Origin of the sequence: Streptomyces sp. NPDC001933 (assembly GCF_042890955.1) — a bacterium.
Taxonomy (GTDB): Bacteria; Actinomycetota; Actinomycetes; order Streptomycetales; family Streptomycetaceae; genus Streptomyces.
The window spans coordinates 201,753-226,649 of sequence record NZ_JBIASS010000011.1; the positions used below are offsets into that span (position 1 = coordinate 201,753).

The window sequence follows — 24,897 nt, forward strand, 5'->3', positions numbered from 1 at the left end:
CGCCTCACTCCCCGCCGCGCAGGATGGAGTTGCCTTCATGGAGCGGTTGTGGCGTGGCGGTGCCGAGCTGGAGCCGGCCGCTCTGCCCGTAGAACTCGACGGGGTTGCGCCAGAGCACCTTGTCGACGTCGTCGTCGTCGAACCCGGCGGCGAGCATCGCGTCGGCCACCTTGCGGGTCTTGAGCGGATCGCTCCGGCCCCAGTCGGCGGCCGAGTTGACCAGCACCTTCTCGGTGCCGTGGGTCCTGAGGATCGCGACCATGCGTTCCTCGTCCATCTTGGTGTCGGGATAGATGGAGAAGCCGGCCCAGCAGCCGCTGTCCCTGGCGTCCTTCACGGTCGTCTCGTTGAGGTGGTCGAGCAGTACCCGCTCCGGGGGAAGGCGGGACTCGCGGATGACGTCGATGGTGCGGTGCAGCCCGGCGAGCTTGTCCCGGTGCGGGGTGTGCACGAGGGCGGGCAGGCCGTGGTCGGCGGCGAGCTGGAGCTGGGCGGCCAGGGCGGTGTCCTCGGCCGGGGTCATGGAGTCGTAGCCGATCTCGCCGACGGCGACGACGGAGTCCTTGACGAGATATCGGGGCAGGGCGTCCAGGACAGGGACGCAGCGCGGGTCGTTCGCCTCCTTGGGGTTGAGGGCGAGCGTGCAGTGGTGGGCGATGCCGTACTGGGCGGCGCGGAAGGGCTCCCAGCCGAGCAGGGCGTCGAAGTAGTCGAAGAAGCTGGCGGGCGAGGTGCGGGGCTGGCCGAGCCAGAAGGAGGGTTCCACGAGGGCGCGGACCCCCGCGTCGTACATCGCCTGGTAGTCGTCCGTGGTGCGGGAGGTCATGTGGATGTGCGGGTCGAAGATGCGCATCAGGACTCCTCCGTGGGGGCGGCGGCACCGGGGGTGGTGAGTTCGAGGACGCGGGTGAGGCCGGCGGGGACACTGCGGCCCGCCGCGATGCGCTCGGCGGCGAAGTCGCCCAGCATGCGGGCGAGTTCGGCGTCTCCCCGGGCGCGTCGGGCCAGTTGGCCGACGGCTTCGACTTCGACACCGGTGAAGAGGCATTTGAGAACGGCGTGGCGCCAGTTGTGCGCATCGAGATGGGTGGCGGCGTACGGGCCGACGGCCGCGGCGATCAGCCGGGTGTCGTTGGTGCGCAGGGCGTCCTCGACGAGCGGAAGGGCGGTGGGGCCGAGGTCCAGCCGGTGCAGGGTGAGCAGGACGGCGCGCCGTTCGGCGGCGGTGCCCTGTTCGTAGAGCCTGGTCAGAGCGGGCAGCGTGGCACGGGCTTCGATGAGCAGGAGGGCGCGTACGGAGTCGGCGTGTTCGAGTCCGCACTGCCGGCCGGCCGCGGCATAGCGCAGTTCCCACGGTGGGGCGGCGTAGGGGCTGCCGGGCTGCTCGGTGTCCTGGTGGGAGGCTGCGTGTTCGGCCTCGGCGAGCGCCTCGTCGAGCCAGGCGCGCGCGGCTCCGCCGAGCTGTGCGTCGAGGTCCTTGCGGGTCAGCATCGGTGGGTTCGTCGGGGATATCGGCATGGCGTCGCTCCCTTCGGCGGTTTCAGCGCCTCGATGGGCTGTGCTTCGACGGACTGTGCTTCGACGGGCTGTGACTTGATGGGATGTGTTTGCGGAGGAAGTCGATCGAGTTGCGGGCGAGTTCGGGACCGGCATGGGAGTGGCGGGGCAGTTCGACGACGGTGAGGCCCTGGTAGCCGGTGTCCGAGAGGGTGTCGAGTGCTTCGAGTACGGGCGGGAAATCGATCTCGCCCTCGCCGAAGGGGAGGTGTTCATGGACTCCGCGGCGCATGTCCTCGATCTGGACGTGGCGCAGCCAGGGCGCGGCCTCGCGGATGCAGTCGACGGGCATGGCGGGTTCCAGGCACTGGCAGTGGCCGATGTCGAGGGTGAGCCCGAGCGGTGACGGGTCTCCGCTGAGGACGCGCAGATGGTGGAAGTCGGCGAGCGTGGCGAGGAGGTGTCCGGGCTCGGGTTCGACGGCCAGCGGAATGCCGGAGCGGTCGGCGGCTTCGATGACCGGGGCGAGGGAGTCGGTGAGCCGCTGCCAGGCGGTGTCGGGGGCGGTGTCCGGTGGGGTGATGCCGCTGAAGCAGTGCACGGCGTGGGCGCCGAGGTCGGCGGCGACCTGGACGGCCCGGACGAGCAGCCGGGTGCGGGCGGCGCGGGCCTCCGGGTCCGGGTCGAGGAGGGAGGGGCCGTGCTTGCGGCGTGGGTCGAGGACATAGCGGGCGCCGGTCTCGACGGTGACACCGAGCCCCAGCTCCTGGAGCCGGGACGCCGCGTGGCGGGTGCGGGCGGCGAGGTCCGGGGCGAGGGGGTCGAGGTGCATGTGGTCGAGGGTCAGGCCGACCCCGTCGTACCCGAGGTCGGCGAGGAGTCCGAGGGCGTCGTCCAGGCGGAGGTCGGTGAGCCCGTTGGTGCCGTAGCCGAGGCGGATCGTCATGTCGGGCTCACCTTCCGGGCGAGGGTGCGGGCGATCGGTACGAGTCCCATGACGGCGAGTGCCGTGCCGACCGCTCCGGTGCGGGCGGCGAGTGCGGCCTGGAGCGGGATCATCGCCCGGATACCACCGCCGACGGCGCGCTGGGTGAGCACCGGGGAGGGGTTGAGCGCGGCGTGCAGGAGCGGAACCGCGGCGGTCCGGACGTAGGATCCGGTGAGCGCGGTGCGCACGAGGCCGGAAGCGGTGCGGGCCGGGGTTGCGGGTGAGCGGTGCGAGGGACGCGGTCGGGGCGACTCGTCCTGCCCGCCGAATCCCGTGTGCGGGGCCGGTTCCTGGTCTTCGCGCCGCCCTTGCCGCGTGTGCAGCGCCGCCGCGCCCAGTGCGGCGACGGCCGCGAGCGCGGCGAGGGGGGCGGTGGTCGATCCGCCGTGTGCCTCGTGCCTGGAGACGGCGGTGACGGCGTAGGTGTGCGCACCGAGCAGACCGGCGGCCGGAAGCGCGCCGAGAACGGAGCCGCGCGCGACCGGAGCCACCGCCCCCGTCGTCCGTCCGGCCCCTCCGGTGGCGGTGGCCCCGAGCAGCAGGTCCAGTGCGCGTGCGGCGGCCATCGCCGCGGGCCCGGCCGGAGTGTGCTTCAGCCGGAGGTCGTACGCCCACACGGTCGCCGCGAGTCCGGTGGCCACCGCGAGGGCCGGGCGGCCGGCCCGGCCGGCGAGCCCCAGCCCGGCGGCGGTCAGCGCGCCCGCCGCCGCGAGCGCCGCAGCGGGTGCGATCCGGCCCGAGGGGATCGGCCGGTGCGGGCGGTCGACGGCGTCCTCCTCGCGGTCGGCCCAGTCGTTGAGCGCCATGCCCGCCTCGTACAGGCAGAGCGAGGCGCCGACGGCGAGCACGGTTCCGCGGTCGGGACGCCGGCCGATCGCCGCCGCCCCCGCCAGCGCGTCGCCGGGGACGGTGAACAGCGCGGAAACCCGTAGCAGTTCGGCCCAGGCGCGTGCCGTCATCGTTCCCCCCGCAGCGTCCCGGCGAAGGCGAGCAGCGCCTGATACTGCTCGAAGAGTGCGGCCGGACCGCCGTCCGGGTCCTTGAAGTAGAAGCCGAGCTGGGGCAGCGGGCCGCTCAGCCCGCGCTCGTGGGCGCGGGCCACCAGCCTGGCGAGGTCCAGGACCAGGGGTGCGGCCAGTGCCGAGTCGCAGCCCTGCCAGGTGGTCTGGAGCACCATCCGCGCACCGAGGAATCCATCGAACGCGATGTGGTCCCAGGCGGTCTTCCAGTCGCCGAGGGCGGGTACGTCGTCGATGTGGACCTCGCCCTCGGGGGCGGTCCCCAGGGTGTCGGCGAGGACGCGTTCCTTGCCCGCGTTCTTGGCGGCCGCCGCGCCCGGGTCGGCCAGCGCCGCTCCGTCTCCGCCGCCCAGCAGGTTGGTGCCCGACCAGGCCCGTACGGGCAGGGCGCGTTGCACGAACATCGGGGCGAGTACGGAGCGGAGCAGCGTCTGACCGGTCTTGCCGTCGCGGCCCGCGTGAGGAAGTCCGCAGTCCGCGACGGCGTCCTGGAGGGCGGGGGTGCGCAGCCCGGTGGAGGGGGTGAAGTTGATGTAGGGGCAGCCGGCCCGCAGCGCCGCGGCCGCGTAGAGCGAGCTGGCGGGCAGCCGTTGTGCGCCGGGGTCCGGGAGGGGTTCGGTGGACGCCACGTTGACGACGACCGTCCTGGCCAGGTCGTTGCGGCGGGTGAAGTCGGTGAGGTCGGCGGCGAAGGCGGCGATGAGTTCCTCGTCTCCGCGGGTGTCGCCGGGCAGTGGTCCGCCGGGCCGGATCCCGGCGTCCGCGGCGGCGAGTTCGGCGCGCACCGCCGACGGGAGTCCGTGCGGCAGCACTCCCCCGACGGCCAGTGCCTCGGCACGTTTGGGCAGTGGGCATCCGGCCGTGTCGTGTCCGCCGAAGACGAGTGAGGTGAGTGGGGGCAGCCCGCTGTCGGTGAAGGGTGGGGTCTCGGTGACCATGCCTGCCGCCGGGTGGAGCCCTGCCGCGACCGCCGCGCACCCCGCGGTGGCGGTGGTGGCGACGGAGCCGCGTGCTCCGATGAACCAGACTCCGGTACGTACGGCGGGTGCTGACACGGGCTGCCTCCCTGGCTGGGGGTGCTGGCTGGGCAGAGCGGGTGGCGCTGTGCGACGGAAGGGCGAGGGCGGGGCCGGCAGGGCCGGCGGGCGGGGAGGGGCGTCCCTCCGGACGGAGAGGGGTGGTCCCTCCGAGCGGGGAGGGGCGGCCCCTTCCCCGCCCGCCGTCGCCGGGTTGGGTGCCCTACGCCGAGGGCAGTTCCTTCAGCTGGATGTTGCGGAACGACACATGGTCATTGGCACCGTGGTTCTGGATGCCGATGTAGCCGTTCTTCAGGCTCCGGACCGGATCGGTGTTGGTGAAGTCGTTGATCTTCACTCCGTTGAGGAAGACCTGGAGACGTTCGCCCTGGACCTTGATCTCGTAGCTGTTCCACTGGCCGGGCGGCCGCAGGACCTGGTCGCGGGCCTTGGCGTTCGCCGCCTTGAAGGTGTAGATCGATCCCGTGGTGCGGTCGGCCGCGTCGGTGGCGTCGATCTGGACCTCGTACCCGTTGTTCACCGCGGACCAGGGGTCGTCGGACTCCGGGAAGCCGACGAAGACACCGGAGTTGTCGTCGCCCTGCATCTTCCAGTCGAGCTTGAGCGAGTACGAGCCGAGCTCCTTGGCCTGGTAGGTGAGCAGTCCCATGCCGCCCTCGGAGCGCAGCTCGCCGTCGACGACGTCGAACTTCCCGGGGCCCGCCTGCTTCCAGCCTTCGAGCGTCTTGCCGTTGAAGATCGACCGGTAGCCGGTGTCGGGCTTGCAGTCGGCCTTCACCTGGCCGGCCGCGTACCGCATGCCGCCGAGAAGCAGCTTGCGGAACTCCGGTTCGGCGTAGGACTCCTTGGTGTGGCCGAGGCCGGTGTAGAAGGAGCGGCCGCCCTGGTAGGTCTGGCACCAGGTGATGGGGTGGTCGCCCTTCATGGTGCCGCCGGTGTAGGTGGCCTCGTCGAGGGTGGCGAGGACCTTGGCCTGACTACGCGGATTGGTCCGGTAGTTGTACCACTCGTCGGTGCGGTTCCACTCGTCGCCGAGGTGCGCGGTGGCCGGGTGGCTGTGGTCCTCGACGCGGACGGTGGCGGGCTGGATGGCGGGGTGCGAGGAGAAGTACGCCCCGACGAGTCCGCCGTAGAAGGCCCAGTCGTACTCGGTGTCCGCCGCCGCGTGGACGCCCATGTAACCGCCGCCGGTGGCCACGTAGTTCTCGAAGGCCTTCTGCTGGTCGGCGTTGAGGACGTCGCCCGTGGTCGAGAGGAAGACCACGGCGTCGTAGCGGGCCAGGTTGCTGGTGGTGAACTGGCCTGCCGTCTCCGTGGCGTCGACGGTGATGTTGCTGTCCTTGCCGAGTTCCTTCAGCGCCGCGATGCCGTCGGGGATCGCGTCATGGCGGAATCCGGCCGTCTTCGAGAAGACCAGCACCCGCTTGGCGGTCTTGTCGGGGGCGCTGTTGGAGAGCTCGAAGTCGTCGATGTCGTAGAGCGCCCCTGCGCCGCCCTTGAAGACCAGGAAGAGCTCGGTGGAGGTCTTCGGGACGCCGCGCAGCGGTACGTCGATGTCCTGGAAGTTATCCCAGGCACCGGTCACCGGGACGGGTGCGGAACCGAGGATCTTGCCGGTCGGCGAGCCGGTACGGACTTCGAGGAAGCCGCCGGCTCCGCCGGAGGAGATCCGTGCGGTCAGCTTGGTGGATCCGGTGAGGAGGTACGGCTTGAAGGAGATCCAGTCGTCGTTGTGGATGTCACCGACCGTCTTGCCGCCGTGGGCGGTCGCCTTGTTCTGCGGGGCGACGCCCTGGGAGGCGCTGTAGTGCTCGGCCTGCCGGTGGCGGGGCTGGAGCTCGGACTGGTCGTGGCCGGACAGGGGGGCCTGGCCGCCTCCGCCGCCGTCGGTGTACGAGGCGTCGATGACGCCGAAGATGTTGGCGTTGGGGTCGTGTCCGCCGTCCATCTCCGTCTTGATGGTTCCGGTGCAGCCGTGCGCCGAGGTGATGGGGTGGCCGTGGCTGTCGTGGCCGAGGATGAAGCGGACCTCGATCTTCGAGCAGTCGATGGTTCCGTCCTCGGGATCGGTGACGGTCACCTTGAACGGGATCTCGTCGCCGAAGGAGAACAGCTGGCCGTCACCCGGGAGTTCCAGCTTCACCTTGGGAGCGGTGTTGCCGACCGTGACATGGACGTTGGCCGAGCCGGTGCGGCCGGTGGGGTCCGTCGCGGTGACGGTGGCGGTGTAGGTGCCGTTCTTCTTGTACGTGTACGTGGGGTCGGCGGCGGTCGATGTGCCGCCGTCACCGAAGTCCCAGCTGTAGCTGAGCGTGTCGCCGTCGGCGTCGGTGGTTCCGGCCGAGGAGAACGCGACCTTGAGCGGAGCGGTTCCGGAGGTCTTGTTGGCGGACGCCTCGGCGATCGGCGAGCGTCCGCCGGTGGCGTTCTCGATGCGGTAGAGCGCCGAGTTCTGGTCGCCGCCGAAGTAGCCGGTGCCGTAGTCCAGGACGTACAGCGCACCGTCGGGGCCGAACGTCATGTCCATCACCTGGGTTCCCGACCACGGGAAGGCGTTGATGGACTTGACCGTGCCGTCGGTGTCCTGGTCGATGCGCTTGATCCAGCGCCGGCCGAACTCACCGGCGAAGAAGTTGCCGTCGTAGGCCTCGGGGAATTTCACCGGCGAGTCGAGGTCGGCGTCGTAGTGGTAGACGGGTCCGCCCATCGGGGACTCCGAGCCGGTGCCGAACTCGGGCACGGACGCGCCGTCGTACGGGATCCAGGCGGGCTGGGCCGGCGGCAGGTCGACCAGGCCGGTGTTGTACCGGGAGGTGTTCTTGGGTGCGGCGCAGTCGAAGGCCGCGCCGGAGGTCTTGGTCGCGAAGTCGTATTCGACGAACGGGTCGTTCTTGCCGGTGCAGAACGGCCAGCCGAAGTTGCCGGCCTTGGTGACGCGGGCGAATTCGACCTGGCCGCCCGGTCCGCGCTTGGGGTCGGCGGCGCCGGCGTCGGGCCCGTAGTCACCGACGTACACGATGCCGGTGGGCTTGTCGACGGTGAAGCGGAAGGGGTTGCGGAAGCCCATCGCGTAGATCTCGGGCCGGGTCTTGTCGGTGCCCGGGGCGAAGAGGTTGCCTTCGGGGACGGTGTACGTGCCGTCGTCGGCGACCTTGATGCGGAGGATCTTGCCGCGCAGGTCATTGGTGTTCCCGGAGCTGCGGCGGGCGTCGAACACGGGGTTGCGGTCCGGCCGGTCGTCGATCGGGGTGTAGCCGTCGGAGGCGAACGGGTTGGAGTCGTCGCCGGTCGACAGGTACAGGTTGCCCTGCGCGTCGAAGTCGATGTCGCCGCCGACGTGGCAGCAGATGCCGCGCGAGGCCGGGATGTCGAGGACCTTCTTCTCGCTGGCGGTGTCGAGCGTGCCGTCCTCCTTGAGGACGAAGCGCGAGAGCCGGTTCACTCCGTCGAACTTGGCGAAGTCGGCGGCGGTGCCGTTCTCGGGGGCGTCGCCCGACGGGGTGTCCAGCGGGGGCGCGTAGTAGAGGTAGATCGCCCGGTTCCTGCTGAAGTCCGGGTCGACACCGACGCCCTGGAGGCCCTCCTCGTCGTGGGAGTAGACGGGCAGGACACCGGCGAGCGTGGTGTCGCCGCCCCTGTCGGTGAGCCAGAGTTCGCCGCCGCGCGCGGTGTGCAGGACGCTGCGGTCGGGGAGCACCGCCAGCGTCATGGGCTCGCCGGTCTCCGCGACTCCCTTGGCGAGGGTGACCTGCTGGAATTCCTCGGCCGCCGCGTCGGTGGCGGCCGGCGAGGACGGCCCCGTCGCGGCTGCTCCCGGCGTGGCGCCCAGGGCCAGGGTGGCCGCGGCGAGCAGGCCACCGGTGAACAGGGCGAGGGACTTACGGACGCGGAGCCGGGTTCTGCTCCTGCTTCTGGTGGTGGTTCGGTGCACGAGTGTCCTCCGGAGTGTGCCGGTTGTACGGGCGGGGTGCTGCCGTGCCGTTCTGCGCGGGGACTGCCGCGCGGGTCGTTGGGGGTGTGCGGGACACCGGCGACCCGAGTCATGTCATGTACATGTAGTGAGGTACACGTTGTGGACCGTAGACCTGTTCGTCCGGGACGGAAAGCCCTTGAGCAGCGGTCCGGTCGAACTTTTTCCCGCATCAGGACAAAGCGGGGGGAGGGCAGGGTCGGGCACGGGACGGCCACGGAGCTCCTTCCCGGCCCGTCCCGCCACCCCCGGCGGGGAGCCGGTCAGTCGCCGCCCCCGAAGGCCGCGTCGAACGACGCCACCGGCGGATCGAAGTCGTACCGCTTCAGCGTGGCCAGCGCTTCCGGCGCACCGGCCAGCCGGTCCATCCCGGCGTCCTCCCACTCCACGGAGACCGGCCCGTCGTAGTCGATGGACCGGAGCATCCGGAAGACGTCCTCCCAGGGCACGTCGCCGTGTCCGGCCGAGACGAAGTCCCAGCCGCGCCGGGGATCGCCCCACGGCAGATGCGAGCCGAGCCTGCCGTTGCGGCCGTCGAGGCGCTTGCGTGCCTCCTTGCAGTCCACGTGGTAGATCCGGTCCCGGAAGTCGTACAGGAAGTTGACCGGGTCCAGGTCCTGCCAGACGAAGTGGCTGGGGTCGAAGTTCAGCCCGAACGCCGCCCGGTGGCCGACGGCCTCCAGTGCGCGGTGGGTGGTCCAGTAGTCGTACGCGATCTCACTGGGGTGCACCTCGTGGGCGAACCGCACACCCTCCGCGTCGAAGACGTCCAGGATCGGATTCCACCGCTCGGCGAAGTCCTCGTACCCCCGCTCGATCATGTGCGGCGGAACGGGCGGGAACATCGCGACCAGGTGCCAGATCGACGAGCCGGTGAAGCCGACGACGGTACGCACCCCGAAGGCGGCGGCCGCCCGCGCGGTGTCCTTGATCTTCTCGGCGGCCCGGCGGCGGACCCCTTCGGGCTCGCCGTCGCCCCAGATCCGCGCGGGCAGGATCCCCCGGTGCCGCTCGTCGATCGGGTCGTCGCAGACGGCCTGGCCGACCAGGTGGTTGGAGATCGCCCAGCACTTCAGTCCGTACTTGTCGAGCAGCTGCCGCCGGCCGTCCAGATAGCCGGGGTCGGCCAGTGCCTTGTCGACCTCGAAGTGGTCGCCCCAGCAGGCGAGTTCGAGGCCGTCGTAGCCAAAGTCCCGGGCGTGCCGGCAGACCTCCTCCAGCGGAAGGTCGGCCCACTGGCCGGTGAAGAGTGTGAAGGGACGGGGCATGGGCAGGCCTCCTAGAGAACCACGGGTGTGTGTACGGAGTTCTTCTCGGCGCTCTCCTCGACGGCTGCGAGCACCCGCTGCACCTGGAGTCCGTCCGCGAACGACGGTGCGGGAGCGGTGCCTTCGGCGATCGTGCGCACCAGGTCGCGGGCCTGGTGCACGAAGGTGTGCTCGTAGCCGAGGGCGTGGCCCGGCGGCCACCACGCCTCCAGGTAGGGGTGTTGGGGTTCGGTGATCAGGATGCGCCGGAACCCCGCCGTGGCGGCGGGTTCGGTGTGGTCGTGGAAGGACAGCTCGTTGAGCCGTTCCAGATCGAAGGCGAGCGAGCCGCGCTCCCCGTTGATCTCCAGCCGCAGTGCGTTCTTCCGCCCGGCCGCCATCCGGGTCGCCTCGAAGGAGGCCAGCGCCCCGGAGGCGAGCCGGCCGGTGAACAGCGCCGCGTCGTCGACGGTCACCGCCCCCAGCGCACCGGTGTCCGCCGCCCCGGAGAGCCCGGCCGACGGGCCAGCGAGCCGGGGCCGTTCGCGTACGAAGGTCTCGCTGACCGCCGACACCCCGACCAGCGGCTCCCCCGCCAGATACTGGGCCAGGTCGACGATGTGGGCGCCCAGGTCGCCGAGGGCGCCCGAGCCGGCGCGTTCCCGCTCCAGCCGCCAGGTGAGCGGTGATTCGGGGTCGACGAGCCAGTCCTGGAGGTAGGCGGCGCGGACGTGCCGCAGGGTGCCGAGCCGCCCCTCGGCGATCAGCTGCCGGGCGTACGTGATCGCGGGCACCCGGCGGTAGTTGAAGCCCACCATCGCGACCTGGCCGCGGGCGGCGGCCCGCTCCGCGGCCTCGGTCATCGCCTCGGCCTCGGCGACCGTGTTGGCGAGCGGCTTCTCGCACAGCACGTGCTTGCCCGCCTCCAGGGCGGCGATGGCGATCTCGGCGTGGCTGTCGCCGGGGGTGCAGATGTCGACGAGTTGCACATCGTCCCGGGCGATGAGGGCGCGCCAGTCGGTCTCCGCCGCCGCCCAGCCGTGGCGGGCGGCGGCCGCGTCGACCGCGGCCCGGTCGCGTCCGCAGATCGCGGCGAGAGCCGGCCTCATCGGCAGGTCGAAGACGTGTCCCGCGGTGCGCCAGCCCTGTGAGTGGGCGGCGCCCATGAACGCGTATCCCACCATGCCGACGCCGAGCACCGGCACACTCGTCGCCGGCCGCCGCGTCGGTGGCGCTGCGGCCTCCTGATCCGTCTCTTCCCTACGGGCCATCGGGGCTTCCTCCTCGTCGGTCGTTCGATGAATACGGCAGGAGAGCTGGTCAGCGCCCTCCTGCGGGGCGGATCAGCTGAAGCCCGTCGGCAGGTACTGGTCGATGTTCTCCTTGGTGACCACGGCCGAGTAGAGGGTGAGGCTGGTCGGGATCTCCAGCTCGGCCAGGCCGCCGACGCCCTTGCCCTGGGCCAGCGCACGGGCCAGGTCGATGGCGGACGCGGCCATCGTCGGCGGGTAGAGCACCGTGGCCTTCAGGACGCTGTCACCGGCCTTGATGGTGTCCATCGCGGACTTGGCCCCGGCGCCGCCGACCATCAGGAACTCGTCGCGGCCCGCCTGCTGGATGGCGCGCAGCGCGCCCACGCCCTGGTCGTCGTCGTGGTTCCACAGCGCGTCGAACTTCTTCTGCGCCTGGAGGAGCTGGGCCATCTTCGCCTGGCCCGACTCGACGGTGAAGTCGGCGGCCTGACGGGCCACCAGCTTGATGTTGGGGTAGTTCTTCAGCGCGTCGGCGAAGCCCTGGCTGCGCTGCTTGGTGAGCTCCAGGTTGTCGATCCCCGCCAGCTCGACGACCTTGGCGTCCGCCTTGTCCTTGAGCTGTTCGCCGATGTACGTGCCGGCGTTGAGGCCCATGCCGTAGTTGTCGCCGCCGACCCAGCAGCGGTAGGCCTGCGGGGAGGCGAAGATCCGGTCCAGGTTGACGACGGGAATGCCCGCCCGCATGGCTTCCAGGCCGACCTGGGTGAGCGCCTTGCCGTCGGCGGGGAGGATGACGAGGACGTCGACCTTCTTGTTGATGAGGGTCTTGACCTGGCCGATCTGGGCGGCGGTGTCGTTGGAGCCCTCGGTGGACTCCAGTGTCACCTCGGAGTACTTGGCCGCCCGCGACTTGGCGTTCTCGTTGATGGCGTTGAGCCAGCCGTGGTCGGCCTGGGGACCGGCGAAGCCGATGGTGACGGGCTTGCCGGGCTTGTCGTCGGCTGCGGGGCCGGTGTTCTTGGCGGTGTCGGTGTCCTCGGGCTTGGGGTCGTTGCTGGTGCAGGCGGTGAGCAGGGCGCCCGCGGAGACGGCGGCGGTGCCGAAGAGCAGTCGTCTGCGGCTGGTTTCTGGCATGGCTGTCGAACCCTTCATCCGGTGCGTGGCATCTGGCTTGGCGGGAGGGGTGGTGGGGCGGTGACGGGTCAGGTCTCGCCGTGCGCCGATGTGCGGCGCTGGACCAGGACGGCGGCGACGATGATCGCGCCCTTGGCGATCTGCTGGACGTCGCTCTGCAGGTTGTTGAGCGCGAAGATGTTGGTGATGGTGGTGAAGACCAGGACACCGAGCACGGAGCCGACGATGGTGCCGCGCCCGCCGCTGAGCAGGGTGCCGCCGATGATCGCGGCCGCGATGGCGTCGAGCTCGTACAGATTTCCGTTGGTGTTCTGACCCGAGCCGGACAGGATGATCAGCATGAAGGCGGCGATGCCGCAGCACAGCCCGGAGAGCAGATAGAGGAAGAGCCGCTGGCGCCGCACGTCGATGCCGGCCAGCCTGGCGGCCTCCGCGTTGCCGCCGACCGCGACCGTGCGCCGTCCGAAGGTCGTGCGGTTCAGCACCAGCCAGCCGACGACGGTCACCGCGGCGAACATCATCACCAGTGGCGGAATGCCGAGGAAGTAGGAGTCGGGCAGGCCCAGGTCGAGGACCGATTTGACGGTGACGATCTGGGTCTTCCCGTCGGTGATCTGCAGGGCGAGCCCACGGGCCGAGGCGAGCATGGCCAGCGTCGCGATGAACGGCACCATCCGCCCGTACGCGATGAGCAGCCCGTTCACCAGCCCGGCACCGAGTCCGACGATCACCGCGGTGAACAGGATCCCGGCGAAGCCGTACTCCTGGGTGGCGACCGTGGTCGCCCAGACGGAGGCGAGTGCGACCATCGCGCCGACCGACAGATCGATGCCGCCGCTGGTGATGACGAAGGTCATCCCGACGGTGACGACGCCGATGACGGAGGACTGGGTCAGGATCAGCTGGAGGTTCCCGGTGTCCAGGAAGGCGTCGGGCTCGGTGAACCCACCGACGACGACCAGCGCGGCGAGGACGCCGAGGAGCGAGAGGTTACGGACATCCAGGCGCAGGCCACTGGTGCGTGCGGGGCCGTCCTTCTCTCTGGGGCGGGGTACCGGGGCGACGGCCCCCTTGTCCGGCCCGCCCTGCTGCGTCGGGGAAACGGGCTGCGTCATGACGTCGGGCTCCCTTCCATCACTAGGTCGAGTACGCGGTGCTCGTCGAGCTCCCGGGCGTCGGCCGTGTGCACGACGCGGCCCTCGCGGAGGACCAGCACACGGTCGGCGAGGCCCAGCACTTCGGGCACCTCGCTGGAGACGAGCAGGACGGCGAGGCCCTCGTCGGCCAGCCGGCGGATCACGGCGTACAGCTCGGCGCGGGCGCCGACGTCCACACCGCGGGTCGGTTCGTCGAGCAGCAGCACCCGGCAGCCGCGCAGCAGCCAGCGGGCCAGGACCGCCTTCTGCTGGTTGCCGCCGGAGAGCGTGCGGACGGGGGTGTCCGGGTTGTCGGGGCGCAGGGAGAGTTCGCGGGTGGCTTCGCGGGCCGCCCGGCGTTCGGCCCCGCGGTCGATCCAGCCCGCCCTGGAGAAGCGGGACATGGCGGAGACGGAGACGTTGCGGGTGACGGATTCGAGCATCAGCAGGGCCTGCGCCTTGCGTTCCTCGGGGGCGAGGCCGATTCCGGCGGCGACGGCCGCGCGGACGCTGCCGGGCCTCAGCTGCTTGCCGGCCACGGTCACCCGTCCGGCGCTCGGCCTGCGGGCGCCGTAGACGGTCTCCAGGATCTCGGAGCGCCCCGAGCCCACGAGTCCGGCCAGCCCCACGATCTCGCCCGGCATCAACTCCAGGTCCACCGGGGCGAATTCCCCCTTCCTGGTCAGCCCCTCGACCTTCAGCACGGGCTCCGCCCCGGCCGTGCCCGCACGGTCCGTGGTGCGCGGCGGGAAGACGTACTCGACATTGCGGCCGGTCATCATGGCAACGATGTCGCGTGTCGGGGTGGACTCGGCGGGCAGTCCGACGGCCACGGCCCGGCCGTCCTTGAGCACGGTCACCCGGTCGCCGATCCGGCGGATCTCCTCCAGGCGGTGCGAGATGTAGACGACGGCTACGCCGTCGGCGGTGAGCGAGGCGACGGTACGGAAGAGGTTGTCGACCTCGTCCGGGTCGAGTGCGGCGGACGGCTCGTCCATGACGATGAGCCGTACGTCGTGCGAGAGCGCCCTCGCCATGGAGACGATCTGCTGCTGGGCGGCGGACAGTTCGCCGACCGGGCGGGCCGGGTCGATCTCCGGGTGGCCGAGCCGCTTCAGCAGCGCGGCGGCGGCCGTGCGGCCCTCACGGGTGCGGACGACGAAGCGGGCGGTGGTGGGTTCATGGCCGAGGAAGACGTTCTCGGCCACGGACAGCCCCTCGACCAGGTCGAGTTCCTGGTAAATGGTGGCGATGCCCAGCCGCATGGCGGCGATGGGCGACTTCAGCGCGACCGGTTCGCCGCGCCAGGTGATCTGGCCGTCGTCGGGCTGGTGGGCCCCGGCGAGCACCTTGATGAGGGTGGATTTGCCGGCGCCGTTCTGCCCGAGGAGACAGTGGACTTCGCCGGCCTGGACCTCCAGGTCCACGCCGTCGAGGGCGCGCACTCCGGGGAACGACTTGGTGATGCCGGACATGGTGAGCAGGGGTGGTTCTGGTGCCATGACGAATCCCCTCGGCGAATGGGGTCTCCCCTGTTCGGACACGCCTGTCGGGACGCGGCCGGGAGCTCGGGGAAGGCCGATGAGCGGGCAGGGCTGTACCAGGTGCGGTGGTGCGTGTTCCGGCGCTCCCGGTGTTCTCCGGGGCGCGCCCGTGCGTGGCCGGCCCGGGGTCAGGCCGGTGAGAAGAGGTGGTCGCTGATGAGCCGGGCGGCGCCGATCACTCCGGCGGCCGGCCCCAACTCGCCCAGCACGATGGGGAGATTGCCGGTGGCCAGCGGCAGTGACTGCCGGTAGACCTGGGTCCGGACACTGGCGAGGAGGGTGTGGCCGAGGCCGGTCACACCGCCGCCGATCACCACCAGACCGGGGTTGAAGAAGCTGACGAGTCCCGCGATGACCTGGCCGACCCGGTTGCCGCCTTCGCGGATCAGGTCGAGCGAGGTGGCGTCACCGGCGGCCGCGGCGGCCGCCACATCGGCGGCGGTGAGTTTCCCGGCCGCTTCGAGACGGCCGGCGAGCTCCGCCGACCGCCCGGTACGGGCCGCGTCCTCGGCGTCGCGGGCGAGCGCGGCGCCGCTGAAGTGGGCCTCCAGGCAGCCCCGGTTTCCGCAGGCGCAGGCGCGCCCCTCGGGTTCCACCTGGATGTGGCCGATGTCTCCGGCGCTGCCCGTCGTACCGCGGTGGACATCGCCGCCCACGACGATGCCGCAGCCGATGCCGGTTCCGATCTTGACGCAGAGGAAGTCGCCCACGGAGCGCGCGACACCCGCGTGCTGCTCCCCCATCGCCATCAGGTTCACATCGTTGTCGACCATGACGGGGCAGCCCAGTTCCTGGCTGAGCGCCTCGCGGACCGGGAAGCCGTCCCAGCCGGGCATGATCGGCGGTGCGACCGGTACGCCTTCGGGGAAGCGGACCGGGCCGGGTACGCCGATGCCCGCGCCGTCGAAGCCCTCGGCGAGCCCCGAGGCCCGGAGCTTGGCCGCCATGGACAGCACCTGCTCGAAGATGGCGACGGGGCCCTCGCGTACGTCCATCGGGTGGTTGAGGTGGCCCAGTACCTCCAACTCGGCGTTGGTGACGGCCACATCGACTGATGTGGCTCCGATGTCCACGCCGAGGAAGCGCAGTTGCGGAGCGAGCCGGATGTTGTGCGAGCGGCGCCCGCCGCGGGATGCGGCGAGGCCGTCGGCCACGACGAGTCCGGTCTCCAGCAGCCTGTCGACCTCGACGGCGAGCTTGGAACGGGAGAGATCCACCTGATCCCCCAGCTGTGCCCGGGAGTTGGGCCCGCCGTCGCGCAACAGCCGCAGCAGTCGCGCCTGATGCGCATTCGCGGGTCGTGCAGTCATACGTCTCACGCGCCCCTCCCCGCCACATCGGCCTGTCCGTCGGGCTTTCGAGGGGAACGTAGCAGCGGTTGCCGGGAGTGGGAAGAAGTTGCGCAGGAATCCACCACAACTTTCTCCACACCGAGGACAAAGGCGGGCGGTGGGGTCGCCGCCCCACCGGCCGACCGGCCTTCTCAGCGCAGGATTCCGGCCTGCCGGGCGGCCCGGAGCCAGGACGGGAACTCCGACAGGACCCGGTCGTACAGCTCCTGGTCGGAGATCTGCTCGATGTCGTCGACGGCGAAGAAGCCGACGTTGTCGACCCGGCGGCCCGGCATGGTGTCGAACCGTTCCAGCACACCGTACTGAGAGCTGCCGAGCCCGACGAACTGCCAGAACACCGGCTCCTCGGCGGCCGCCCGCAGCTCCTGCTCGATCTCCCGGTTGCGGTGGACACCGCCGTCCGAGAAGAACAGGACCAGCGTCGGGTCGGGCACCGGACGGTCCCGCACGAAGGCCCGCACCTCGGCGATGACCTTCTGTTCCTCGTTCTGGATGCCGACCGTACGCATGTCGATCTGACCGGGCACCAGTCCCCTGGGCGGCTTCCTGCGGCCGAAGCCGAAGGTCTGGCCCACGCGTACGTGCAGCCCGAGCCACTCGGGCAGGTCACCCACGGCGAGGTCGGGGAAGCGGGCGGGGTTGGTGGCGAACGTCCACGCCTGCATCCGGCCGTCGTCGTCGAGCTGCGCCGCGACGGCCACCATCCGCTCGGCGACACCCGCCACCGTGCCCCGCCGGTAGAGACCGCCCATCGAACCCGATGCGTCGAGGACGAGGACGACGCGTGCCCGCAGCTGCGGTACGCCGTGTTTGCTCAGGCTGACCAGGACCTGTTGCTTGCGCAGCGACAGGCGCTTGCGCATGTCCACCGGCAGCCGCTCCTCGCCCTTGGTGAGCCGGGGGCCGGGCCCGCCGCCCCCGGTGCGCTCCGGTGCGGGCCACGGAGGCGATGCGGGAGGGGGGAACAGCGGGGCGGGGGTGGGGGCCGGAGTCGTCGCGGGGTGCGGGCCGGGCCCGGCCGCGGGCGGTTCCTCGTCGACACTGATCCCGAAGTCGGTCGCCAGTCCGGCCAGTCCGTCGGCGTACCCCTGGCCGATCGCGCGGAACTTCCAGCCGCCGTCACGGCGGTAGAGCTCGCCGCCGACCAACGCGGTCTCCGTACCGGCGGCGATGTCGAAGCGTGCCAGCTCGGCACCGGACGCCGCGTCGAGCAGCCGCAGGCACAGTCCCGGCACCTGGCCGAACGTGCCGCCGTCGGCCGAGGCGCAGAGCGCGACACGTTCGACGTCCGGCCCCAGCGCGCCCAGCCGGACGTCCAGCGATTCGCTGCCGGGCCGTTTGCCGAGGTGACTCACGGCGCCCGATGTGTGTTGCGGCTGGTTGTAGAAGACGAAGTCGTCATCGGACCGCACCCGCCCACCGCGGGTCAGCAGCAGTGCGGAAACGTCGACGTCCGGGACTCCGGGCCCCGCCGACCAGTCGAGTACGGCCCTGACCGCGGCGGCCGCGACCGGCACGTTGGCGCCTTTGCTCAGTATCGTCACACCGGCAAGTCTGCCTGCAGCCCCGCACACACGGCCCGCGCGGGACAGCCCTCAGCTCTCGTCGCGCTGGTGGTACGCCGCGCGCGTGTGTTCCGTGTGGGAGCGCATGATCTCCGTGGCCCGCTGTCCGTCGCGCGAGGAGATCGCCTCGATGAGCGAGCGGTGCTCGATCCAGGTCCGGGTCCCGCGCCGGCTGGCAACCGGGGTGCAGTACCAGCGGACGCGGCGGTCCACCTGGCCCGCGAGCTCGGCCAGGACGACGTTGCCCGCAAGCTCCATGACCTTGGCGTGGAAGGCCGCGTCGGTGGCGGCCGCCAGGTCCACGTCGTCGCCGGCGACGGCCTGCTCGCCCTTGGCGCAGAGCTCCTCCAGGGCCGCGATGCCGGCCGCGTCGGAGTCGGCCGCGGCGAGGCGCGCGGCCTCTGCCTCCAGAAGGGTGCGGACCGAGAGCAGCTGGTCCGCCTCCTCCTCCGTGGGTTCGTGCACGAACGCGCCCTGGGCGGGCCGGAGATCGACCCAGCCCTCGGTGTTCAGCCGCTGCAACGCCTCGCGCACCGGCTGGCGGGACACCCCGAGTTGGCCTGCCAACTCGCTCTCGACCAGGTGCTGGCCGGGGCGGAGCGCACGCGTCGTCATGAGTTCGAGCAGCGCCTCATACACGCGTTCGCGCAATGGACCGGGCCGTTCCAGCTTCGGCACGGCCCCCTGCGGCAGTCCTGCGGACAACATCCCGGTCCCCCTCCAGCCGACAAGCACCCATTGCATATCGTCTACAGACTACCGAGCACAATGCCCCTCAGGGACAGCGGATCACCTGACCCGCGTACGAGAGATTCCCGCCGAAGCCGAAGAGCAGAACCGGCGCGCCGCTGTCGACCTCGCCGCGTTCCACCAGCTTGGACAGGGCCATCGGGATCGAGGCCGCGGACGTGTTGCCGGAATCCACGACGTCCCTGGCGATGACCGCGTTGACCGCGCCGATCTTCCTGGCGACCGGTTCGATGATCCTCAGGTTGGCCTGGTGCAGCACCACCGCCCCCAGCTCCTCGGGGGCCACACCGGCCTTCTCGCACACCTTGCGGGCGATCGGCGGCAGCTGCGTGGTGGCCCAGCGGTAGACGGACTGCCCTTCCTGCGCGAACCGCGGCGGCGTCCCCTCGATCCGTACCGCGTTCCCCATCCCCGGCACCGAACCCCACAGCACGGGCCCGATCCCGGGCCGGCCCTCCGCATCCGGCTCCGCGACGACGACCGCCGCGCCGGCACCGTCGCCGAGCAGGACGCAGGTGCTGCGGTCGGTCCAGTCGGCGATGTCCGCCATCTTGTCGGCACCGATGACCAGGACGCGTTCGGCGGCCCCGGCCCGGATCGCGTGGTCGGCGGTGGCGAGGGCATGGGTGAAGCCGGAGCAGACCACGTTGATGTCCATCACCGCGGGCGAGCCCATCCCGAGCCGGGCGGCGACGCGCGCCGACATGCTCGGCGACCGGTCGATCGCGGTCGAGGTGGCGACCAGGACCATATCGACCTCGGCCGGCTGGAGCCCCGCCGCGGCCAGCGCCTTGGCCCCCGCGTGCGCGGCCATCTCGTCCACCGGCTCGTCCGGTCCACCGACGTGGCGGGTCTTGATGCCGACGCGACTGGTGATCCACTCGTCGCTGGTGTCGACCATGGCCGCCAGATCGTCGTTGGTGAGCACCTTGGCGGGCTGATAGTGGCCGAGCGCCACGACACGTGAGCCGGTCATGTACGGGGTCCCCTCGCTACGTATGGCAGGAACCATCCAGTCTTGGTCGCTACCGCTCGGTACACGTGCACGTGTTCCCACAGGAATAGCGCTCGGCCGTTGGAGAGTTGACAACAGCCCCGATCCTCCGGAAGAAATATTGCAGACAATATTCTGTCGACCGGCAGTTTCGGGCGGTGACCACCGCTCTCTGCGCATGCTGCGGCACCGGCTGCGATGTCACACTCCATGTACAGGACAGCAGGAACAGCAAGAACACGTCCGGTTCGGCTTCCAACCCGTCCCGGCTTCCACCACGTACAGAATCGGGTTCAACCGCAATGGGACGGGTCACCGAGCATCGCCGCACCATCCGCATCCGGGACGGGGCCGTCTCCACCCGCCCCGACACCCTCGTCGCCGAGGAGCCCCTGGAGATCCGGCTGAACGGAAGGCCGCTCGCCATCACGATGCGCACGCCGGGCGACGACTTCGCGCTGGCGGCGGGGTTCCTGGTGAGCGAGGGCGTCATCGGTGACGGCTCCGAGGTGCAGTCGATCGTCTACTGCGCCGGCGCGACGGCCGACGGCGTCAACACGTACAACGTGGTGGACGTGAAGCTCGCCCCCGGCGTCGCGGTCCCCGACATCACGCTCGAACGCAATGTGTACACCACCTCGTCCTGCGGGCTCTGCGGCAAGGCGAGTCTCGACGCGGTACGCACCACGACCCGGCACCCGGTCGCCGACACTCCCCCGCTCCGGGTCGAACCGGCACTGCTCTCCGCCCTCCCCGACCGGCTGCGCGCCGCCCAGCGGGTCTTCGACCGGACCGGGGGGCTGCACGCGGCGGCGCTGTTCTCCGAGACGGGCGAACTGCTCGACATCCGGGAGGACGTCGGCCGGCACAACGCGGTCGACAAACTGGTCGGCCGGGCCCTGACCGACCACCGGCTGCCGCTGTCCCGGGCGATTCTGCTGGTGTCGGGGCGGGCCTCGTTCGAGCTGGCCCAGAAGGCGGTGATGGCCGGGATCCCGATGCTCGCGGCGGTCTCGGCGCCGTCGTCCCTCGCCGTCGACCTGGCGGCCGAGACCGGACTGACCCTGGTCGGTTTCCTGCGGGGTCCGTCGATGAACGTGTACGCGGGTGAGCACCGCATCGCCCTGGGGGCGGCAGTGGGCCAGGACTGAGGCGGCCGGCCCGCCCGGCGGAGCGCCCCCGGGCGGGCCGCGCCGTCAGCTCGCCACGGCGGGCCGGGGCGACACCGGCCCGCTCACCGGCTGCTCCTCCTGCGCATCGCGCGAGCGGCGCTTGGCGATCACCGCGCACACCATCAGCTGCATCTGGTGGAAGAGCATCAGCGGCAGCACGGCGAGGGACGCCTGCGCCCCGAAGAGCACGCTCGCCATCGGCAGCCCCGAGGCCAGGCTCTTCTTCGAACCGGCGAACTGGATGGCGATCCGGTCCTCCCGGTCGAAGCCGAGCCGCTTCGCCCCGTACCAGGTCAGCGAGAGCATCAGCGCGAGCAGCAGCACCTCGGCGCCGAGCAGCGCCCCGAGCCGGGCCGGGGTGACCTGATGCCAGATGCCCGCGACCATGCCCTCGCTGAAGGCCGTGTAGACGACGAGCAGGATCGAGCCGCGGTCGACATAGCCGAGGACCTTCTTGTGGCGGGTGATGAAGCCGCCGATCCAGCGGCGCAGCAGCTGCCCGGCGACGAACGGCAGCAGCAGCTGGGCCCCGATCCTCAGCAGCGCGTCCGCCGAGAATCCGCCGCCGTCGTTGCCGAGCAGGGTCGCCGCGAACAGCGGGGTGAGGAAGATCCCGGCGATCGAGGAGAAGGAGCCCGCGCAGATCGCCGCGGGCACGTTGCCCCTGGCGATCGAGGTGAAGGCGATCGACGACTGGATGGTCGACGGGACCAGGCAGAGGAAGAGGAAGCCGCTGTAGAGCTGCGGCGTCAGGACGTACGGAACGAGCCCCCGGCCCGCCAGTCCGAGCAGCGGGAACGTCACGAAGGTGCAGATCAGCACCGTGAGATGGAGTCGCCAGTGCTTCAGTCCGTCGAGCGCCTCGGCGGTGGAGAGCCGGGCGCCGTACAGGAAGAAGAGGAAGGCCACCGCTCCGGTCGAGGCACCGCCGGCCACGTCGGCGGCGGTCCCGGACGCGGGCAGTATCGCCGCGAGCACGACGGTGCCGATCAGCGCCAGGATGTACGGGTCGAGCGGCAGCCAGGACGGCAGCTTCAGGGTGCGGCGGCTCATGTGCTCCACATGTTCTCTTGGTTCTGGTCGTGCCCGCTCCATGCTGCTCCCGATCGGGGCGATCGGGAATCCCGCACACCGCTCTCACTGTCATCACGCTGCGCGATAGCCTGGTGTCATGTACGAACCGGCACAGCTCCGTACCTTTCTCGCCGTCGCCCAGACGCTGAGCTTCACCCGGGCCGCCCGCCGGCTGGGGGTACGGCAGTCCACGGTGAGCCAGCACGTGCGGCGCCTGGAGGATGCGGCGGGGCGGCAGCTGTTCACCCGGGACACCCACCGGGTCGACCTCACCGTGGACGGCGAGGCGATGCTCGGCTTCGCCCGGACGATATTGGAGGCCCATGAGCGGGCCGCGGCGTTCTTCACCGGCACCCGGCTGCGGGGGCGGCTTCGGTTCGGGGCCTCCGAGGACTTCGTGCAGACCCGGCTGCCGGAGATCCTGGAGTCGTTCCGCCGCGACCACCCGGAGGTCGAGCTTGAGCTGACGGTGGAGCTCTCCGGGACGCTGCATCAGCGGCTCACTGCCGGCCGGCTCGATCTGGTGCTCGCCAAGCGGCGCGCGGGTGACACGCACGGCGAACTGGTCTGGCAGGACGCGCTGACCTGGATCGGCGCACCGCAGCTGCGGATCGACCCGGACCGTCCGGTTCCGCTGATCCTCTTCCCGCCGCCGGGCATCACCCGGGCCCGCGCCCTGGAGGTGCTGGAGGAGCACGGCCGGTCCTGGCGGGTCGCCTGCACGAGCACCAGCCTGAGCGGGCTGATCGCGGCGGCCCACGCGGGGCTGGGCGTGATGGCCCACAGCCGGGGGCTGATCCCGCCGGGCCTTGCGCAGGTGCCGGCCAGGGCGGGCCTGCCGGAGCTGGGCGGGGTGGACTTCGTCCTGTCGCACGGCCGCCGTCGCGACGGGGCGCACGAGGCCGCGGACGCCCTGGCGGCGGCGATCCTGGCGGGCGGCGAGCGGCTGATCCGGGGCGTCGGCACGATCGGTTCGGTCAACGGCCGGGAGAGCGCATGACCGCCTGCGCGCACGGGAAGCAATGGACGGCAGAGGTCACGGAACCGGTCCACCCTATTCGGGACGGATGAGGGCAGAACACCGCACATTCGTCCGAATCGGGAGTGGTAGCGGCGTACAGATTCGGTGGAGATTCCGGTGCCTGTCGCTCACCCTACGTGTCCGGCCACGCCCGAGCCTTGCCCATCTGGCCGGATTTCGGTGACTGGCCTGTGCATATGCCAGGTTGTCCACCGATTCGGGGCCCTCCCGCCGCGCCGCCCGGTGGGGTAGCGTCACGGCGCTGTGCGGAGCGCCACAAGGAGCAGGTCATTGCGCGAGTTCACTGTCCCACCCATGGCGGCCGCGCCCCTCGTGGGCGGCCTGGCCGATGTGGTGTTCGACCATGCCGAAGAGGACCCGGACCGGGTCGCGCTCGGTCGGAAAGACGCGAGCGGACAATGGCGCGATGTCACTGCTGCGGCGTTCCGTGACGAGGTGCTGGCGCTGGCCAAGGGGCTGATCGCGCACGGCGTCAGGTTCGGCGACCGGGTGGCGCTGATGTCGCGTACCCGCTACGAGTGGACGCTCTTCGACCTCGCGCTGTGGACGGTCGGCGCCCAGTCCGTACCCGTCTATCCGACGTCCTCGGCCGAGCAGGTGCTGTGGATGCTGCACGACGCCGAGGTGTCGGCCGTCCTGGTCGAGCACGAGGACCACGCCATGACGATCGCCTCGGTGATCGACCGGCTGCCCGGACTCAAGCGGCTCTGGCAGCTGGACGCCGGCGCGGTGTCCGAGCTGGTCGACGCGGGGGCGGACGTCGAGGACGAGGTGGTGCACCGCCACCGCCGCGCGGTGACGCCCGATTCGGTGGCGACCGTCATCTACACCTCGGGGACGACGGGACGCCCCAAGGGCTGTGTGCTCACACACGCCAATTTCATGTTCGAGACGGACACCATGGTCGGCCGCTGGAAGTCGGTCTTCCGCTCCAGGCCGGGCGACGAGGCGGCGACGCTGCTCTTCCTGCCGCTGGCCCACGTCTTCGGCCGGATGGTCGAGGTCGCGGCGATCCGCGGCCGGGTGCGGCTGGGCCACCAGCCGGAGATGTCGGCCAGGGCGCTGATGCCGGACCTGATGACGTTCCGGCCGACGTTCATCCTGGCGGTTCCGTACATCTTCGAGAAGGTGTTCAACGCCGCCCGGCGCAAGGCCGAGGCGGAGGGCCGGATCGGGGCGTTCGACAAGGCCGTGGACATCGCGGTGAAGTACGCGGAGGCGCTGGAGGCGCGGGCGTTCGGGACCGGTCCGGGGCCGTCCGCCGGGCTGCGGATGCAGCACCAGTTCTTCGACAAGGTCGTGTACAGGAAGGTGCGCGACGCGATGGGCGGCCGGATTCGGCACGCCATGTCCGGCGGTTCGGGGATGGAGCGGCAGCTCGGCCTGTTCTTCGGGGGCGCCGGCGTCACGGTGTACGAGGGCTACGGGCTGACCGAGTCGACCGCCGCGGCCACGGCCAATCCGCCGGAGCGCACCAGGTACGGCACCGTCGGGCTGCCGATCCCGGGGACGACCGTGCACATCGCCGAGGACGGCGAGGTGTGGCTGCACGGCGGCAATGTGTTCGGTGGCTACCTCGGCGACCCTGAGGCCACCGACGCGGTGCTGCGCGAGGGCTGGCTGGCCACCGGGGATCTCGGCTCGCTCGACGAGGACGGCTATCTGACGATCACCGGGCGGAAGAAGGAGATCCTGGTGACGTCGGGCGGCAAGAGTGTGTCGCCGACCGGTCTGGAGGAGCGGGTGCGGGCGCATCCGTTGGTCGCGCAGTGCATCGTGGTCGGCAACGACCGGCCGTACATCGCGGCCCTGGTCACGGTCGACCAGGAGGCGGTGGACCACTGGCTCACGATGCAGGGGCGGGCGCCGCTGAAGCCGGAGGAGCTGGTGCGCGATCCGGATCTGGAGACGGAGGTCCGGCGGGCGGTGGTGGCCGCCAACACGGCGGTCTCGCAGGCCGAGTCGATCCGTACGTTCCGGATCCTGGCGCACCCCTTCAGCGAGGAGCACGGTCTGCTCACCCCGTCGCTGAAGCTGAAGCGCCGGGCGATCGAGACGGCGTACGCGGCGGAGGTCGACGCGCTGTACCGCTGAGACCCGGCGGGCCCCGACGGTACAGCGCG

19 protein-coding genes are annotated in these 24,897 nt (G+C 71.1%); 3 read left to right on the forward strand and 16 right to left on the reverse strand.

The features are described from left to right. Window positions 1–4 precede the first annotated feature (4 nt). From ACFYY7_RS26135 to ACFYY7_RS26205, 15 genes are all read right to left on the reverse strand, one after another. Window positions 5–853, reverse strand: a complete 849-nt coding sequence (locus ACFYY7_RS26135; protein WP_388665029.1) for a TatD family hydrolase — start codon at window positions 851–853, stop codon at window positions 5–7. Beyond that, a complete protein-coding gene (locus ACFYY7_RS26140; RefSeq protein ID WP_388665234.1) occupies window positions 853–1,491 on the reverse strand; it encodes an EboA domain-containing protein in 639 nt (212 codons plus the stop codon). The genes ACFYY7_RS26135 and ACFYY7_RS26140 overlap by 1 nt, the downstream gene beginning before the upstream one ends. A gap of 49 nt (window positions 1,492–1,540) precedes the next feature. After that, entirely contained in the window at window positions 1,541–2,443 is a 903-nt protein-coding gene (locus ACFYY7_RS26145) for a sugar phosphate isomerase/epimerase family protein (RefSeq protein ID WP_388665031.1), read from the reverse strand. Further along, window positions 2,440–3,444: an SCO3242 family prenyltransferase gene (locus ACFYY7_RS26150; protein WP_388665033.1), complete on the reverse strand. Its 1,005-nt coding sequence runs from the start codon at window positions 3,442–3,444 to the stop codon at window positions 2,440–2,442. The genes ACFYY7_RS26145 and ACFYY7_RS26150 overlap by 4 nt, the downstream gene beginning before the upstream one ends. Then, the gene (locus ACFYY7_RS26155) at window positions 3,441–4,559 is read right to left on the reverse strand and encodes an inositol-3-phosphate synthase (protein WP_388665035.1); all 1,119 of its coding nucleotides are present in this window, start codon (window positions 4,557–4,559) and stop codon (window positions 3,441–3,443) included. Before ACFYY7_RS26155 ends, ACFYY7_RS26150 begins: the two co-directional genes overlap by 4 nt. Before the next feature lie 184 nt (window positions 4,560–4,743). Then, a complete protein-coding gene (locus ACFYY7_RS26160; protein ID WP_388665037.1) occupies window positions 4,744–8,472 on the reverse strand; it encodes a ThuA domain-containing protein in 3,729 nt (1,242 codons plus the stop codon). A gap of 302 nt (window positions 8,473–8,774) precedes the next feature. Then, window positions 8,775–9,779 carry a sugar phosphate isomerase/epimerase family protein gene (locus ACFYY7_RS26165; RefSeq protein WP_388665039.1) on the reverse strand — a complete coding sequence of 335 codons (1,005 nt, stop codon included), beginning with the start codon at window positions 9,777–9,779 and terminating at the stop codon, window positions 8,775–8,777. Window positions 9,780–9,790: 11 nt separating this feature from the next. Next, window positions 9,791–11,029, reverse strand: a complete 1,239-nt coding sequence (locus tag ACFYY7_RS26170; RefSeq protein WP_388665041.1) for a Gfo/Idh/MocA family protein — start codon at window positions 11,027–11,029, stop codon at window positions 9,791–9,793. 72 nt (window positions 11,030–11,101) lie between these two features. Continuing rightward, window positions 11,102–12,145 carry a substrate-binding domain-containing protein gene (locus ACFYY7_RS26175; RefSeq protein ID WP_388665043.1) on the reverse strand — a complete coding sequence of 348 codons (1,044 nt, stop codon included), beginning with the start codon at window positions 12,143–12,145 and terminating at the stop codon, window positions 11,102–11,104. A 68-nt stretch (window positions 12,146–12,213) separates the two neighbouring features. Next, window positions 12,214–13,260 carry an ABC transporter permease gene (locus ACFYY7_RS26180; protein ID WP_351257848.1) on the reverse strand — a complete coding sequence of 349 codons (1,047 nt, stop codon included), beginning with the start codon at window positions 13,258–13,260 and terminating at the stop codon, window positions 12,214–12,216. After that, window positions 13,257–14,783, reverse strand: a complete 1,527-nt coding sequence (locus ACFYY7_RS26185) for a sugar ABC transporter ATP-binding protein (RefSeq protein ID WP_388665045.1) — start codon at window positions 14,781–14,783, stop codon at window positions 13,257–13,259. Before ACFYY7_RS26185 ends, ACFYY7_RS26180 begins: the two co-directional genes overlap by 4 nt. Window positions 14,784–14,953: 170 nt before the next feature. Next, window positions 14,954–16,135, reverse strand: a complete 1,182-nt coding sequence (locus ACFYY7_RS26190; protein WP_356086781.1) for an ROK family transcriptional regulator — start codon at window positions 16,133–16,135, stop codon at window positions 14,954–14,956. Window positions 16,136–16,308: 173 nt separating this feature from the next. Then, entirely contained in the window at window positions 16,309–17,721 is a 1,413-nt protein-coding gene (locus ACFYY7_RS26195) for a VWA domain-containing protein (RefSeq protein WP_388665047.1), read from the reverse strand. 51 nt (window positions 17,722–17,772) lie between these two features. Then, a complete protein-coding gene (locus tag ACFYY7_RS26200) occupies window positions 17,773–18,450 on the reverse strand; it encodes a GntR family transcriptional regulator (protein ID WP_388665049.1) in 678 nt (225 codons plus the stop codon). Between the two features lie 67 nt (window positions 18,451–18,517). Continuing rightward, the gene (locus tag ACFYY7_RS26205) at window positions 18,518–19,468 is read right to left on the reverse strand and encodes a beta-ketoacyl-ACP synthase III (RefSeq protein ID WP_388665051.1); all 951 of its coding nucleotides are present in this window, start codon (window positions 19,466–19,468) and stop codon (window positions 18,518–18,520) included. Between the two features lie 320 nt (window positions 19,469–19,788). Here ACFYY7_RS26205 and fdhD point away from each other — a divergent pair, with 320 nt between their 5' ends. Beyond that, a complete protein-coding gene (fdhD, locus tag ACFYY7_RS26210) occupies window positions 19,789–20,637 on the forward strand; it encodes a formate dehydrogenase accessory sulfurtransferase FdhD (protein WP_388665053.1) in 849 nt (282 codons plus the stop codon). A 45-nt stretch (window positions 20,638–20,682) separates the two neighbouring features. On the opposite strand, the gene ACFYY7_RS26215 is transcribed toward fdhD, so the two are convergent. After that, window positions 20,683–21,711 (reverse strand): bile acid:sodium symporter family protein, encoded by a 1,029-nt coding sequence (locus ACFYY7_RS26215; protein ID WP_388665055.1) that lies wholly within the window; start codon window positions 21,709–21,711, stop codon window positions 20,683–20,685. Window positions 21,712–21,829: 118 nt separating this feature from the next. Between ACFYY7_RS26215 and ACFYY7_RS26220 the strand changes: the two genes are divergently transcribed. Together ACFYY7_RS26220 and ACFYY7_RS26225 are read left to right on the forward strand one after the other, a co-directional pair. Next, on the forward strand, window positions 21,830–22,732 hold the full coding sequence (locus ACFYY7_RS26220) for a LysR substrate-binding domain-containing protein (RefSeq protein WP_388665057.1): 903 nt from the start codon (window positions 21,830–21,832) through the stop codon (window positions 22,730–22,732). A gap of 336 nt (window positions 22,733–23,068) precedes the next feature. After that, window positions 23,069–24,868, forward strand: coding sequence for an AMP-dependent synthetase/ligase (locus ACFYY7_RS26225; RefSeq protein WP_388665236.1), 1,800 nt, complete (start codon window positions 23,069–23,071; stop codon window positions 24,866–24,868). Window positions 24,869–24,897: the final 29 nt, after the last annotated feature.

Excerpts from the sequence above, each read along its gene's own strand:
- ACFYY7_RS26135 (WP_388665029.1), bottom strand. The coding sequence starts at position 853 with ATGCGCATCTTCGACCCGCACATCCACATGACCTCCCGCACCACGGAC.
- ACFYY7_RS26140 (WP_388665234.1), bottom strand. The coding sequence starts at position 1,491 with ATGCTGACCCGCAAGGACCTCGACGCACAGCTCGGCGGAGCCGCGCGC.
- ACFYY7_RS26145 (WP_388665031.1), bottom strand. The coding sequence starts at position 2,443 with ATGACGATCCGCCTCGGCTACGGCACCAACGGGCTCACCGACCTCCGC.
- ACFYY7_RS26150 (WP_388665033.1), bottom strand. The coding sequence starts at position 3,444 with ATGACGGCACGCGCCTGGGCCGAACTGCTACGGGTTTCCGCGCTGTTC.
- ACFYY7_RS26165 (WP_388665039.1), bottom strand. The coding sequence starts at position 9,779 with ATGCCCCGTCCCTTCACACTCTTCACCGGCCAGTGGGCCGACCTTCCG.
- ACFYY7_RS26170 (WP_388665041.1), bottom strand. The coding sequence starts at position 11,029 with ATGGCCCGTAGGGAAGAGACGGATCAGGAGGCCGCAGCGCCACCGACG.
- ACFYY7_RS26175 (WP_388665043.1), bottom strand. The coding sequence starts at position 12,145 with ATGCCAGAAACCAGCCGCAGACGACTGCTCTTCGGCACCGCCGCCGTC.
- ACFYY7_RS26180 (WP_351257848.1), bottom strand. The coding sequence starts at position 13,260 with ATGACGCAGCCCGTTTCCCCGACGCAGCAGGGCGGGCCGGACAAGGGG.
- ACFYY7_RS26185 (WP_388665045.1), bottom strand. The coding sequence starts at position 14,783 with ATGGCACCAGAACCACCCCTGCTCACCATGTCCGGCATCACCAAGTCG.
- ACFYY7_RS26190 (WP_356086781.1), bottom strand. The coding sequence starts at position 16,135 with ATGACTGCACGACCCGCGAATGCGCATCAGGCGCGACTGCTGCGGCTG.
- ACFYY7_RS26200 (WP_388665049.1), bottom strand. The coding sequence starts at position 18,450 with ATGTTGTCCGCAGGACTGCCGCAGGGGGCCGTGCCGAAGCTGGAACGG.
- ACFYY7_RS26205 (WP_388665051.1), bottom strand. The coding sequence starts at position 19,468 with ATGACCGGCTCACGTGTCGTGGCGCTCGGCCACTATCAGCCCGCCAAG.
- fdhD (WP_388665053.1), top strand. The coding sequence starts at position 19,789 with ATGGGACGGGTCACCGAGCATCGCCGCACCATCCGCATCCGGGACGGG.
- ACFYY7_RS26215 (WP_388665055.1), bottom strand. The coding sequence starts at position 21,711 with ATGAGCCGCCGCACCCTGAAGCTGCCGTCCTGGCTGCCGCTCGACCCG.
- ACFYY7_RS26220 (WP_388665057.1), top strand. The coding sequence starts at position 21,830 with ATGTACGAACCGGCACAGCTCCGTACCTTTCTCGCCGTCGCCCAGACG.
- ACFYY7_RS26225 (WP_388665236.1), top strand. The coding sequence starts at position 23,069 with ATGGCGGCCGCGCCCCTCGTGGGCGGCCTGGCCGATGTGGTGTTCGAC.